Raw genomic sequence first — 12,557 nt, 5'->3', positions numbered from 1 at the left:
GTCAGGTACCTAGGTTGAGGGACTCACGTGGCAGAGGCGGAGCGCATCATCGGTACGCCGGAATCCCCGGACGGGGCTGAGGCCGAGCCGGAGCAGTCATCCGGTCCGCAGGGACAGGGGGGCGGCGAGGCGCGGCCCAAGGGGAAGCGGCGGATCGCCGTGCTGTTCGCGGTCGCCGCCTTCGCGTACGCCCTCGACCTGATCAGCAAGATGATCGTGGTGGCCGAGCTTGAACATCATGAGCCCATCGAGATCATCGGGGACTGGCTGAAGTTCGAGGCGATCCGCAACGCCGGCGCGGCCTTCGGCTTCGGCGAGGCCTTCACCGTGATCTTCACGGTGATCGCGGCGGCCGTGATCGTGGTGATCGCCCGGCTCGCCCGCAAGCTCTACAGCCTGCCCTGGGCCATCGCGCTGGGTCTGCTGCTGGGCGGTGCGCTGGGCAATCTCACCGACCGGATCTTCCGCTCGCCGGGCGTCTTCGAGGGCGCGGTCGTGGACTTCATCGCGCCCAAGCACTTCGCGGTGTTCAACCTCGCGGACTCGGCGATCGTGTGCGGCGGCATCCTGATCGTGCTGCTGTCGTTCAAGGGGCTCGACCCGGACGGCACCGTCCACAAGGGCTGAGCGCGCGGTCGGGAGTGTCTCACCCGTCCGGCATACTCGACGGGTGAGCACGATTCCCGAGATCCGTACCCTGCCCGTGCCGGACGGCCTGGAGGGCGAGCGCGTCGACGCCGCCATCTCCCGCATGTTCGGCTTCTCCCGTACCAAGGCCGCGGAGCTCGCAGCGGCGGGCAAGGTGCTGGTCGACGGCGCGGCTGTCGGCAAGTCCGAGCGTGTGCGCGGAGGTGCCTGGCTCGAGGTCGAGATGCCGCAGGCGCCCGCGCCGGTGCAGGTGGTGGCCGAGCCGGTCGAGGGCATGGAGATCGTGCACGACGACGATGACGTGGTCGTGATCGTCAAGCCGGTCGGGGTCGCCGCGCATCCGTCGCCGGGCTGGACCGGGCCGACCGTGATCGGCGGTCTCGCGGCCGCCGGGTACCGGATCTCGACGTCCGGTGCCGCCGAGCGGCAGGGGATCGTGCACCGGCTCGACGTCGGTACGTCGGGTCTGATGGTCGTCGCCAAGTCCGAGTACGCGTACACGTCGCTGAAGCGCCAGTTCAAGGAGCGCACGGTCGACAAGCGGTACCACACGCTGGTCCAGGGGCACCCCGATCCGACCAGCGGCACCATCGACGCGCCCATCGGACGGCACCCGAACCACGACTACAAGTGGGCGGTCACGGCCGACGGCAAGCCGTCCGTCACGCACTACGACCTCATCGAGGCGTTCCGCGCGGCCTCTCTGCTCGATGTGAAGCTGGAGACCGGCCGCACCCACCAGATCCGCGTCCACATGGCCGCGCACCGCCACCCCTGCGTCGGCGATCTGACCTACGGCGCCGACCCGACGCTCGCCAAGCGCCTGCGGCTGACCCGGCAGTGGCTGCACGCCGTCCGGCTCGGCTTCGAGCACCCCGGGGACGGGCAGTGGGTGGAGTTGTCCTGCGACTACCCCGACGACCTCCAGCAGGCCCTGGACCAGGTGCGCGAGGAGACCTACGGATGACCCCGGAGCCGTACGTCGTGCGGGTCGCGTCGGAGACCGCCGACCGTGAGGCGTGCTTCGCGGTGCGCCGGGAGGTCTTCGTCGTCGAGCAGGGTGTGCCCGAGGAGCTGGAGTACGACGCCTACGACGCCGTAGCGGTGCATGTGCTGGCCGTGCGCAGGACGGGGTGCCGCTCGGGGCCGGGCGCCTGCTGTACGGCGAGGCCGCCGTGGCGAAGGTCGACGGCGACCTGTCCGTGGGCTCGCTCGGGCGGCTCGCGGTGACCAAGGCGGCGCGCGGGCTCGGGGTCGGCGCGGCGCTGGTGCGGGCCATCGAGGACGCGGCACGCGCGCGTGGGCTCAGGGCGGTGGATCTGCACGCGCAGACCCAGGCGCTGGGGTTCTACGAGCGGTTGGGGTACGAGGCGTACGGGCCGGAGTTCCCCGACGCGGGGATTCCGCACCGGTCGATGCGGCGCGCTGTGTAGCTGAGCGCGCCGGCACCCTCAGCGACTCGTCCTGGGCGGCTCGTGGGCTCGCCGGGAGGGGGAGCCGTCCGGTGAGCGGGGCGGGGGCGTGAGGCCTGGCGGCAGGGCCGCGTCCGCTGTGTTGACCCGGGGGAGCGCGTACGCATGCGCCGTCGACAGCCAGGCGATCATCTGTTCGCGGACCGTCACCCGTACCGTCCAGATGTCGTCCGCGTCCTTCGCCGTCACCAACGCCCGTACCTCCATGGTGTTCGGGGTGGAGTCCGTCACCGACACATCGCACGCGCGGCCGTCCCAGGCCGGGCACTCGCGCAGGATGTCGCGGAGTTTCTCGCGCATCAGGTCCACCGGCGCGGAGTGGTCCAGGTGCCAGTAGACGATGCCGGTCATCTGGGCGCCGCCCCGGGACCAGTTCTCGAACGGCTTGGAGGTGAAGTAGGAGACGGGCATCGTGATGCGGCGCTCGTCCCAGGTACGGACCGTGAGGAAGGTCAGCGTGATCTCCTCGACCGTGCCCCACTCGCCGTCCACCACGACCGTGTCCCCGATGCGCACCATGTCGCCGAAGGCGATCTGGAGCCCGGCGAACATATTGCTCAGCGTCGACTGGGCGGCCACCCCCGCGACGATGCCGAGGATGCCCGCCGAGGCCAGCAGCGAGGCGCCGGCGGCGCGCATCGCGGGGAAGGTCAGGAGCATCGCGGCCACCGCGACCACGCCGACCACCGCCGCCACCACGCGTGTGATGAGCGTCACCTGGGTCCGTACCCGCCGGACCCGGGCCGGGTCGCGGTGGGCGCGGGCGTAGCGGGTGTACGTCGTCTCGACGATCGCCGCCGCGATCCGGATCACCAGCCAGGCCGCCGAGCCGATCAGCACCAGCGTCAGGATCTGCCCGATCCCGACCCGGTGCTCCTCCAGCACCTTCGCCGAGTCGTACGACCCTCTCAACAGGGCCGCGCACAGCACGAGCTGGTAGGGGACGCGGGCGCGGCGCAGCAGCCCCCACAGCGGGGTCTCGCCGTGCCGTGCGTCGGCCTTGCGCAGCAGCAGGTCTGTGGCCCACCCGATGAGCAGCGTGAGCACGACCGAGCCACCGATGACGATCAGCGGGCGCAGTACGTTCTCCATGGGTCCGACCGTACTGGCACGATGGCTTCATGAACATCATGCTCTTTCACTCGACCTACGGCCCGCGCCCCGCGGTGCGCCAGGCCGCGGACCGGCTGCGCGAGGCCGGACACGAGGTGTGGACGCCGGACCTCTTCGAGGGCCGTACGTTCGACACCGTCGAGGAGGCCATGGCGTTCAAGGACGAGATCGGCAAGGACGAACTGCTCAGGCGTGCCGTGCTGGCCGCCGCGCCCTATTCGGAACGGGGCCTGGTCTACGCCGGGTTCTCGCTCGGCGCGTCCATCGCGCAGACCCTCGCCCTCGGCGACGAGAAGGCGCGCGGTCTGCTGCTTCTGCACGGCACCTCCGACATCGCGCCGAACGCCTCGGTGGACGAACTGCCGGTGCAGCTGCATGTCGCCGAGCCGGATCCGTTCGAGACCGACGACTGGCTGAGCGCCTGGTATCTCCAGATGGGCAGAGCAGGCGCCGATGTGGAGATCTACCGGTACGCCGGGGCCGGTCACCTCTACACCGACCCCGACCTGCCGGACTACGACGCCGAGGCGGCCGAGGCCACCTGGCGGGTGGCGCTCGGCTTCCTCGACTCGCTCTAGTCGGTTCAGCCGGCCGCTCGGTACGCCGCCCAGTTCTGCTGCATGCGCGTCACCTGGCCCGCGGTGAACTGGTACATGCAGGAGTCGTACGTGTAGTCCATGAAGTTGTGGATCGGGTCGACGCCCGCCTTGCGGGTGCAGGTGTCCCGGCCCTCGGGGCACTCGTAGGCGGCGCTCTTCTCGGCCGGGGTGTCCTCGACGTAGTCGCCGTTGCCGTTACAGCCGCCCTGGAAGGTGTGGTACAGGCCCATCCAGTGGCCGACCTCGTGGGTGGCGGTGTCGCCCTCGTTGTAGTTGGCGGCCGAGCCGCCCGGCAGCGACTCGTCGAGGAGGACCACGCCGTCCATGGACGGGCTGGAGTTGTAGGAGCTGGGGAAGGTGGCCCAGCCGAGGAGGCCGCCGCCGAGGTTGGCGGTGTAGACGTTGAGCGCGTTCGCGCCGCCCTTGCGCAGGGCGGACTTCATCGCCTTCTCCTCCGCCGAGCCGTAACCGACGTTGTACCAGGCGGCGTTGTCGGTGTAGTCGGTGCCGGCCAGCGTGAACTGGTAGCCGGAGTCGGTGTTTCCGTTGCCCTGGCCGGCGAACGCGGCGTTGAGGACGTTCATCTGGGCGGTGATGTCGGCGGAGCTGAGCTGTCCGGCGGCGCCGCTGTGGATGACGTGGAAGTACACCGGGATGGTGGTCGACGCGGCGGCGGCAAGGCTGCGGCTGCCGGAAGCGGGCAGCTTGTCGAGCTTCTTCTTCAGATCCGCGTCCATCGCCTGGGCCTTGGCGGCGCTGATCTCGTTGGGCTCGGCGACGCCCTCGCCGGCGTGCCCCGGACGGGCCTCACGGGCCGCGGAGTGACCGGCCTCCTCCTCGACGCACTCGGCGGCCGGAGCCTGGGCCGCCGCGACACCCGTAGGTGCGGACAAGGGGGAGAACATCAGGGTTCCGGCCACCATGGCCGTGCCGATGAGGCGTCTGCGCGTAGAGGGGGTTATCCGGGCAAGCGCACGCATGCTGACTCCTAGCTGATGCGTTGGGGAGGACGGGCACAGGGGTCTTCCTGGCCGCCGCCCGGAGATTACGTGTACATGCCTAGGTCAGAAGAGAAACGTTTCGGCCAATCGGAATCTCGAACAAACGGGGTGAATGGCGATGCCCGGCAGGTGGCGCGCCCGGAACTGAAGCGCGGTTCGCGCCACCCGCCGTTGGCCGAAAGTCGCCGCTGAAACGCGGGTTTTACACGGGGTCGTACGTCCGCTCGACCTTCTGCGTGCCGTTGCGCGTGCGGTACGAACGGGCCCAGGACGCCGTCGCGTCGGCCTTCGTGCGGTCGGACAGGACGTAGTAGTCCATCTGCGCGCGGTCGGCCGTGATGTCCAGGACGCCGAAGCCGTGCCGGTCGGTGTCGACCCAGTGGACGTGCCGGTTGGCGGCCTTGATGATCGGCGAGGCGAGCGCGGAGACCGTGCCCTCGGGGACCTTCACTATGTCGTCGAGGTTGTCGGAGGTCACCGAGGTGACCACGAACTCCGTGGCGGCCGAGGCGGACAGCGGGTACGTACCGGCGTTCACCGGCACGTCGTTGGCCCACGCCATGTGGATGTCGCCGGTGAGGAACACCGTGTTGCGGATGGCGTTGGAGCGCAGATGGGCGAGGAGTTCACGGCGGTCGTCCGTGTAGCCGTCCCACTGGTCGGTGTTGACGGCGAGTCCCTCCTTCGGCAGTCCGAGCAGCTCGGCGAGCGGCTTGAGGAGCTCGGCGGAGAGGGAGCCGATGGCGAACGGCGAGATCATCACCGAGTTGCCGACCAGACGCCAGGTGGTGTCGGAGGACTTCAGGCCCGCCTTCAGCCAGTCGAGCTGGGCGCGTCCGGTGAGCGTGCGCTCCGGGTCGTCGACCGAGCCGTTGCCCACGGAGGCCTGCTGCGAGCGGAAGGAGCGCAGGTCCAGCAGCGAGAGGTCGACGAGCTTGCCGAAGCGCAGACGGCGGTAGGTGGTGCCGGCGAGGGCCGGACGGACCGGCATCCACTCGAAGTAGGCCTGCTTGGCGGCGGCCTGGCGCGCGGCGTAGGTGCCCTCGGCGCCCTCGGTGTGGTTCTCGGCGCCGCCGGACCAGGCGTCGTTGGCGATCTCGTGGTCGTCCCAGATCGCCACGCACGGCGCGGTCGCGTGCAGGGCCTGGAGGTCGGGGTCGGTCTTGTAACGCCCGTGCCGGGTGCGGTAGTCGGCGAGGGTGAGGATCTCGTGCGCCGGCGCGTGCTGCCGTACGACGGTGTCGCGGGTGCCGTACTCGCCGGTGCCGTACTCGTAGATGTAGTCACCGAGGTGCAGCCAGGCGTCCAGGTCGCCGCGGACCGCGAGATGGCGGTACGCCGAGAAGTAGCCGGCCTCCCAGTTGGCGCAGGAGACCACGCCGAAGCGGAGGTTCGCCACGGCCGCGTCCGCCGCCGGCGCGGTGCGGGTGCGCGCCGCCGGGGAGTCGGTGCCGCCCGCGGAGAAGCGGAACCAGTAGTCGGTGGCGGGCGCGAGGCCGCGGATGTCCGCCTTGACCGTGTGGTCGGAGGCGGCGGTGGCGGTGGTGGAGCCCTTGGCGACGATGTGCGTGAACGCCCTGTCCGTGGCGACGGTCCAGCTGACCTCGGTGTCCGGGCCGAGCCCGGAACCGGGTATCGCCTCGGGGGTCGGGGTCACACGGGTCCACAGCAGGACGCCGTCGGGCAGCGGGTCGCCGGAGGCCACGCCGTGCAGGAAGGCGGGGGCTTCGTTGGCGGCGCGCGCGGGTATCGCGGCGGCGAGCGGTGCTGCGACGAAGGTGGCGCCGGCGGTGGCCGCCGCGGCCTTGACGACCGTACGGCGGCGCGGGGCAGGGGTGTTGAGCGGCTCGGATGATCTGTATCGACTGGTCACGAGCGATCAGGTTACTGACCGGTATGAACGAGAGCGGGCGAACTCGTAAAAGTTCGCCCGCTCTTCGTCTCTCGGTCGGCCTGAGCCGTGGGTTCAGGCCTTCAGCGCGCCGTCGACCAGCGTGTTGAACTCCTCCACCGTCAGCGGCGGGTTGCCCTGGTCGGTGGTGAGCGTCTTGCCGTCCAGCACGAAGCTCGGGGTGCCGTTGACGTCGTCCTCGTTGGTGTCGAAGGTCTTCGACATGGCCAGCGCCCAGGCGTCGTAGGTGCCGTTCTTCACGGCGTTCTGGAACTCGGTGTTGTTCTTCAGGGCGTCGACGGTGTCGGCGATCTCGATCAGGTAGTCGTCGTCCTTGAACTTGTCGTCCGACTCCTCCGGGTGCCACTTCGCCGAGTACAGCGCCGTCTTGTACTGGAGGAAGGCCTCGTCGCTGACGTTCAGCGCGGCGCCGAGGGCGCTCATCGCGTTCTTGGAGCCCTCGCCGTTGCTGCCGACCTTGCCGTCGCCGAGCTGGTCGCCGTCGAGGAAGGTGCCGCCGATGAACTGGATCTTGTACTTGCCGTCGTCGAGGTCCTTCTCGACCGTCGAGCCGACCGTCTGCTCGAAGGAGGCGCACACCGGGCAGCGCGGGTCCTCGTAGACCTTGAGGGTGTTTTTTGCGCTGTCCTTGCCGATGACGACGGTCGTGCCGTCGGTGCCCGTGGTGTTGGCCGGGGCGACGACCTTCTCGTCCTGCACGGCCTCCCAGTGGCCGGGCTTGTTGGACTGGACGACGGCGTAGCCGATGCCGCCGGCCGCGGCCAGCACGCCGACGACCGAACAGGCCACGACGATCTGCCGCTTGACCTTGCCCCGCTTCGCCTCGCGCTCACGCTCGACGCGCAGCCGCTCGCGCGCCGCCGACTTGGCCGCCTGGCTGTTCCGCTTGCTCATGTCTGTTTTCTCCATGGGGACGCGCACACGTCGTGTGTGCGGAATACGTAGGGGTGGACTGCTGATGCTCAGGCGAAGGCGGCCGAGCACGGCGGTCCACGCCGTCCCAGGGAGTGCACGAGGATCCGCTCACGGGCGGAGGCGGTACGGCGGACAAGGCGCGGAAGCCGGCGCGGCGACCGGGCCGGCCGTACCGTCACGGCGGCGACCGCCAGCAGCAGCGGCCGGAAGGTGGTGGCCGCGACCGCGCTCAGCAGCTGGGCCAGCGCGCGCTCGCCGCGGCGCAGCCAGGCGGCGGCGACCAGGCCGACCGAGACATGGGCGGCGAGCAGCAGCCAGGCGGTCTGTGCGTCGGCGTGGGCGAGGAGGGTCGCGAGCCGGTCGGTGCCGGTCTTCTCGCTGACCGTGGTCAGCGCGGTGCCGACACGGGTGCCGTCGCCGCACAGCACGTCCAGGCCGACCGAGCGCAACGGACCCGCGACGGGGCCGCCCGCAGTGCCGTAACAGACGTGCTGGCCGGTGGTGAAGACGGTGTCGGCAGCCAGCTCCAGCGGGATCAGCAGGGCGGCGATCCGCCCGAAGCCGCGCTCACGCCCGGCCAGCGCGTAGGCGACCACGAACACGGTGGCGGCGACCAGGGCCACCGTGTTCAGCGGCAGCGGGACCCGGGACAGCAGCACGTGCGACGCGGTGCTGAGCGTCACGACGAGTGCCGTGAACAGCGCCGCGCGGAGCGCTCGTAGCTGGGTCCCGGATATGTCCATAGCGCAGGAGAGTCTGTCACGGAGGGCTGTAAGGGACCCCTAAAGGATTCCTGTGAACGCCCCTTTTGTCATAGGCCGGTTGGTACAGCCTTCTGTCACAGTCCGGGAATCCGGCCGTTGCGGAAGAGGTCCACGAAGATCTGGTGGTCGGCACGCGCGCGTGCGCCGTAGTCGTGCGCGAAGTCCACCAGGAGCTCGGCGAAACCGTCCTCGTCGGCCGCGATGGCCGCGTCGATGGCCCGCTCGGTGGAGAACGGCACCAGGGACTCGCCAGAGGTGTCGTCCGCCGCCGAGTGCATCGACGCCGTCGCCCGGCCGAGGTCGGCGACGACCGCCGCGATCTCCTCCGGGTCGTCGATGTCGTCCCAGTCCAGGTCCACGGCGTACGGCGAGACCTCCGCGACCAGCTGACCCGCGCCGTCCAGCTCGGTCCAGCCCAGCCACGGGTCGGCGTGCGCCTGCAGGGCGCGCTGGGAGATCACCGTGCGGTGGCCCTCGTGCTGGAAGTAGTCACGGATCGCCGGGTCGGTGATGTGCCGGGAGACGGCCGGGGTCTGGGCCTGCTTGATGTAGATCACGACGTCGTTCTCCAAGGCGTCGCTGTTGCCCTCGAGGAGGATGTTGTACGACGGCAGACCGGCCGAGCCGATACCGATGCCGCGGCGGCCGACGACGTCCTTCACGCGGTAGGAGTCCGGGCGGTCCAGGGACGACTCCGGCAGCGTCTCCAGATAGCCGTCGAAGGCGGCCAGCACCTTGTAGCGGGTGGCCGCGTCCAGCTCGATGGAGCCGCCGCCCGGGGCGAAGCGGCGCTCGAACTCGCGGATCTCGGTCATCGAGTCCAGCAGTCCGAACCGGGTCAGCGCGCGGGCGTCGCGCAGGGCGTCCAGCAGCGGGCCCTGGGCGGAGTCCAGGGTGAAGGGCGGTACCTCGTCGCTCTTGGCGCCGGTCGCGAGCGCGTGGATCCGCTCGCGGTACGCGCCCGCGTACACCTCGACCAGCTCGGTGATCTGCTCGTCGCTGAGCGCCTTCGCGTACCCGATGAGCGCCACGGAGGCGGCGAAGCGCTTGAGGTCCCAGGTGAAGGGGCCGACGTAGGCCTCGTCGAAGTCGTTGACGTTGAAGATCAGGCGGCCGGTGGAGTCCATGTACGTGCCGAAGTTCTCCGCGTGCAGGTCGCCGTGGATCCACACGCGCGAGGTGCGCTCGTCCAGGAACGGGCCGCCCCGCTTCTCTGCGTCGAGGTCGTGGTAGAAGAGGCCCGCCGTGCCCCGGTAGAACGCGAACGCCGAGGCCGCCATCTTCCGGAACTTCACGCGGAACGCGGCCGGGTCGGCGGCCAGGAGCTCGCCGAACGCGGTGTCGAAGACGGCGAGGATCTCCTCGCCGCGGTGCTCGTCGCTGAGCTTCGGGACCGACATCGCTGGGTGCCTCCTGGTGCAGTGCATGTACGACAGCGTCTCTGCCGTTACCAACGCACGACGGTACGTCGGAGTGCCCACCGAGTGTCAGTGCCGCGGCATAGACTTCGACGCTGACCCCAGAACTGTCCGCCAGCCCGTCGCCGAGTGTTTCCCCTGGAGGCCGCACCGTGTCAAAGCCGCCGTTCACGCACCTGCACGTCCACACCCAGTACTCGCTGCTGGACGGTGCCGCGCGGCTGAAGGACATGTTCAACGCGTGCAACGAGATGGGCATGACCCATATCGCCATGTCCGACCACGGCAACCTCCACGGCGCGTACGACTTCTTCCACTCCGCGAAGAAGGCCGGGGTCACCCCGATCATCGGGATCGAGGCCTATGTCGCCCCCGAGTCCCGGCGCAACAAGCGCAAGATCCAGTGGGGCCAGCCGCACCAGAAGCGGGACGACGTCTCCGGTTCCGGTGGTTACACCCACAAGACGATCTGGGCGGCGAACGCGACCGGACTGCACAACCTCTTCCGCCTCTCCTCGGACGCGTACGCCGAGGGCTGGCTGCAGAAGTGGCCCCGGATGGACAAGGAGACCATCTCCCAGTGGTCCGAGGGGCTCATCGCCTCCACCGGCTGCCCCTCCGGCGAGCTCCAGACCCGGCTGCGCCTCGGCCAGTACGACGAGGCGCTGAAGGCCGCCGCCGACTACCAGGACATCTTCGGCAAGGACCGCTACTTCCTGGAGCTGATGGACCACGGCATCGAGATCGAGCGCCGGGTCCGCGACGGACTGCTGGAGATCGGCAAGAAGCTCGGCATCCCGCCCCTGGTGACCAACGACTCGCACTACACGTACGCGCACGAGGCGGGCGCGCACGACGCCCTGCTGTGCATCCAGACCGGCAAGAACCTCTCCGACCCCGACCGCTTCAGGTTCGACGGCACCGGCTACTACCTGAAGTCCACGGACGAGATGTACGCCATCGACTCCTCGGACGCCTGGCAGGAGGGCTGCCGCAACACGCTCCTGGTGGCCGAGCAGATCGACACCACGGGCATGTTCGAGAAGCGCGACCTCATGCCCAAGTTCGACATCCCCGAGGGCTACACGGAGGTCACCTGGTTCAAGGAGGAGGTCCGCCGCGGCATGGAGCGCCGCTTCCCGGGCGGTATCCCCGAGGACCGGCAGAAGCAGGTCGACTACGAGATGGACGTCATCATCCAGATGGGGTTCCCTGGGTACTTCCTCGTCGTCGCCGACTTCATCATGTGGGCCAAGAGCCAGGGCATCGCGGTCGGTCCGGGCCGTGGTTCGGCGGCGGGTTCGATCGTCGCGTACGCCATGGGCATCACCGACCTCGACCCGATCCCGCACGGCCTGATCTTCGAGCGGTTCCTGAACCCCGAGCGCGTCTCCATGCCCGATGTCGACATCGACTTCGACGAGCGCAGGCGCGTGGAAGTGATCAGGTACGTGACCGAGAAATACGGCGCCGACAAGGTCGCCATGATCGGCACCTACGGCAAGATCAAGGCGAAGAACGCCATCAAGGACTCCGCGCGCGTGCTGGGGTATCCGTACGCCATGGGCGACCGCCTCACCAAGGCGATGCCCGCCGACGTCCTCGGCAAGGGCATCGACCTCAACGGCATCACCGACCCCTCGCACCCGCGCTACAGCGAGGCCGGCGAGATCCGTGCGATGTACGAGAACGAGCCGGACGTGAAGAAGGTCATCGACACCGCCAAGGGCGTCGAGGGTCTGGTCCGGCAGATGGGCGTGCACGCCGCCGGCGTGATCATGTCCAGCGAACCCATCGTCGACCATGCCCCGATCTGGGTGCGGCACACGGACGGCGTGACCATCACGCAGTGGGACTACCCGCAGTGCGAGTCGCTCGGCCTGCTGAAGATGGACTTCCTCGGTCTGCGCAACCTGACGATCATGGACGACGCCGTCAAGATGGTGAAGTCCAACAAGGGCATCGACCTCGACCTGCTGGCCCTTCCGCTCGACGATCCGACGACCTTCGAGCTGCTCCAGCGCGGTGAGACCCTCGGCGTCTTCCAGTTCGACGGCGGCCCCATGCGCTCGCTGCTGCGCCTGATGAAGCCCGACAACTTCGAGGACATCTCCGCCGTCTCGGCGCTCTACCGTCCCGGCCCGATGGGCATGGACTCGCACACGAACTACGCGCTGCGCAAGAACAAGCTCCAGGAGATCACCCCGATCCACAAGGAGCTGGAGGAGCCCCTCGAAGAGGTCCTCGCGGTCACCTACGGCCTGATCGTCTACCAGGAGCAGGTGCAGAAGGCCGCCCAGATCATCGCCGGGTACTCGCTCGGCGAGGCCGACATCCTGCGCCGGGTCATGGGCAAGAAGAAGCCCGACGAACTGGCGAAGAACTTCACCATCTTCCAGGCCGGCGCCCGCAAGAACGGCTACAGCGACGAGGCCATCCAGGCCCTGTGGGACGTGCTGGTCCCGTTCGCCGGCTACGCCTTCAACAAGGCCCACTCGGCCGCGTACGGACTGGTCTCGTACTGGACCGCCTACCTGAAGGCGAACCACCCCGCCGAGTACATGGCCGCGCTGCTGACCTCCGTCAAGGACGACAAGGACAAGTCGGCGATCTACCTCAACGAATGCCGTCGTATGGGCATCAAGGTGCTCCCGCCGAACGTCAACGAGTCGGTGCACAACTTCGCCGCCCAGGGCGACGACGTGATCCTCTTCG

General features: G+C 69.2%; 10 protein-coding genes and 1 pseudogene. 5 read left to right on the top strand and 6 right to left on the bottom strand.

The features are described 5' to 3' along the window. Nucleotides 1-27 precede the first annotated feature (27 nt). From lspA to H4N64_RS23250, 3 genes and pseudogenes are all read left to right on the top strand, one after another. Complete coding sequence (gene lspA, locus H4N64_RS23260; protein ID WP_186284342.1) at nt 28-627, top strand: signal peptidase II; 600 nt, start codon at nt 28-30, stop codon at nt 625-627. Between the two features lie 43 nt (nt 628-670). Further along, nucleotides 671-1,615 carry an RluA family pseudouridine synthase gene (locus tag H4N64_RS23255; protein ID WP_186284341.1) on the top strand — a complete coding sequence of 315 codons (945 nt, stop codon included), beginning with the start codon at nt 671-673 and terminating at the stop codon, nt 1,613-1,615. Next, nucleotides 1,612-2,081, top strand: a pseudogene (locus H4N64_RS23250) (GNAT family N-acetyltransferase). Before H4N64_RS23255 ends, H4N64_RS23250 begins: the two are co-directional and overlap by 4 nt. Before the next feature lie 18 nt (nt 2,082-2,099). On the opposite strand, the gene H4N64_RS23245 reads toward H4N64_RS23250, so the two are convergent. Then, nucleotides 2,100-3,212 (bottom strand): mechanosensitive ion channel family protein, encoded by a 1,113-nt coding sequence (locus tag H4N64_RS23245; protein WP_186284340.1) that lies wholly within the window; start codon nt 3,210-3,212, stop codon nt 2,100-2,102. Nucleotides 3,213-3,241: 29 nt separating this feature from the next. Here H4N64_RS23245 and H4N64_RS23240 point away from each other — a divergent pair, with 29 nt between their 5' ends. Next, entirely contained in the window at nt 3,242-3,811 is a 570-nt protein-coding gene (locus tag H4N64_RS23240; RefSeq protein WP_186284339.1) for a dienelactone hydrolase family protein, read from the top strand. Between the two features lie 5 nt (nt 3,812-3,816). Here H4N64_RS23240 and H4N64_RS23235 read toward each other — a convergent pair whose 3' ends face one another. The 5 genes from H4N64_RS23235 to H4N64_RS23215 all read right to left on the bottom strand — a co-directional run bounded on the left by H4N64_RS23235 (nt 3,817) and on the right by H4N64_RS23215 (nt 9,824). Continuing rightward, nucleotides 3,817-4,812, bottom strand: coding sequence for a zinc metalloprotease (locus H4N64_RS23235; RefSeq protein WP_186284338.1), 996 nt, complete (start codon nt 4,810-4,812; stop codon nt 3,817-3,819). Nucleotides 4,813-5,035: 223 nt separating this feature from the next. Then, nucleotides 5,036-6,706, bottom strand: coding sequence for an alkaline phosphatase D family protein (locus H4N64_RS23230; RefSeq protein ID WP_186284337.1), 1,671 nt, complete (start codon nt 6,704-6,706; stop codon nt 5,036-5,038). Nucleotides 6,707-6,799: 93 nt separating this feature from the next. Continuing rightward, nucleotides 6,800-7,639 (bottom strand): thioredoxin domain-containing protein, encoded by an 840-nt coding sequence (locus H4N64_RS23225; protein WP_186284336.1) that lies wholly within the window; start codon nt 7,637-7,639, stop codon nt 6,800-6,802. A gap of 68 nt (nt 7,640-7,707) precedes the next feature. Then, a complete protein-coding gene (locus H4N64_RS23220; RefSeq protein ID WP_186284335.1) occupies nt 7,708-8,403 on the bottom strand; it encodes a hypothetical protein in 696 nt (231 codons plus the stop codon). A gap of 95 nt (nt 8,404-8,498) precedes the next feature. Beyond that, on the bottom strand, nt 8,499-9,824 hold the full coding sequence (locus tag H4N64_RS23215) for a DUF2252 domain-containing protein (RefSeq protein ID WP_186284334.1): 1,326 nt from the start codon (nt 9,822-9,824) through the stop codon (nt 8,499-8,501). Between the two features lie 170 nt (nt 9,825-9,994). Between H4N64_RS23215 and dnaE the strand changes: the two genes are divergently transcribed. After that, nucleotides 9,995-12,557: DNA polymerase III subunit alpha (gene dnaE, locus H4N64_RS23210; RefSeq protein WP_186284333.1), on the top strand; the 2,563-nt coding region annotated here is incomplete at its 3' end.

It is taken from the genome of Streptomyces cupreus (assembly GCF_014257025.1).
GTDB lineage: Bacteria > Actinomycetota > Actinomycetes > Streptomycetales > Streptomycetaceae > Streptomyces > Streptomyces cupreus.
Note: the sequence above shows the minus strand (reverse complement) of the source record. Positions and strands in the feature narration are given on the sequence as shown.

Bases quoted from the DNA above. Each gene is read 5' to 3' on its own strand.
- H4N64_RS23245 (WP_186284340.1), bottom strand. From the start codon at position 3,212: ATGGAGAACGTACTGCGCCCGCTGATCGTCATCGGTGGCTCGGTCGTG.
- H4N64_RS23240 (WP_186284339.1), top strand. From the start codon at position 3,242: ATGAACATCATGCTCTTTCACTCGACCTACGGCCCGCGCCCCGCGGTG.
- H4N64_RS23235 (WP_186284338.1), bottom strand. From the start codon at position 4,812: ATGCGTGCGCTTGCCCGGATAACCCCCTCTACGCGCAGACGCCTCATC.
- H4N64_RS23225 (WP_186284336.1), bottom strand. From the start codon at position 7,639: ATGAGCAAGCGGAACAGCCAGGCGGCCAAGTCGGCGGCGCGCGAGCGG.
- H4N64_RS23220 (WP_186284335.1), bottom strand. From the start codon at position 8,403: ATGGACATATCCGGGACCCAGCTACGAGCGCTCCGCGCGGCGCTGTTC.
- H4N64_RS23215 (WP_186284334.1), bottom strand. From the start codon at position 9,824: ATGTCGGTCCCGAAGCTCAGCGACGAGCACCGCGGCGAGGAGATCCTC.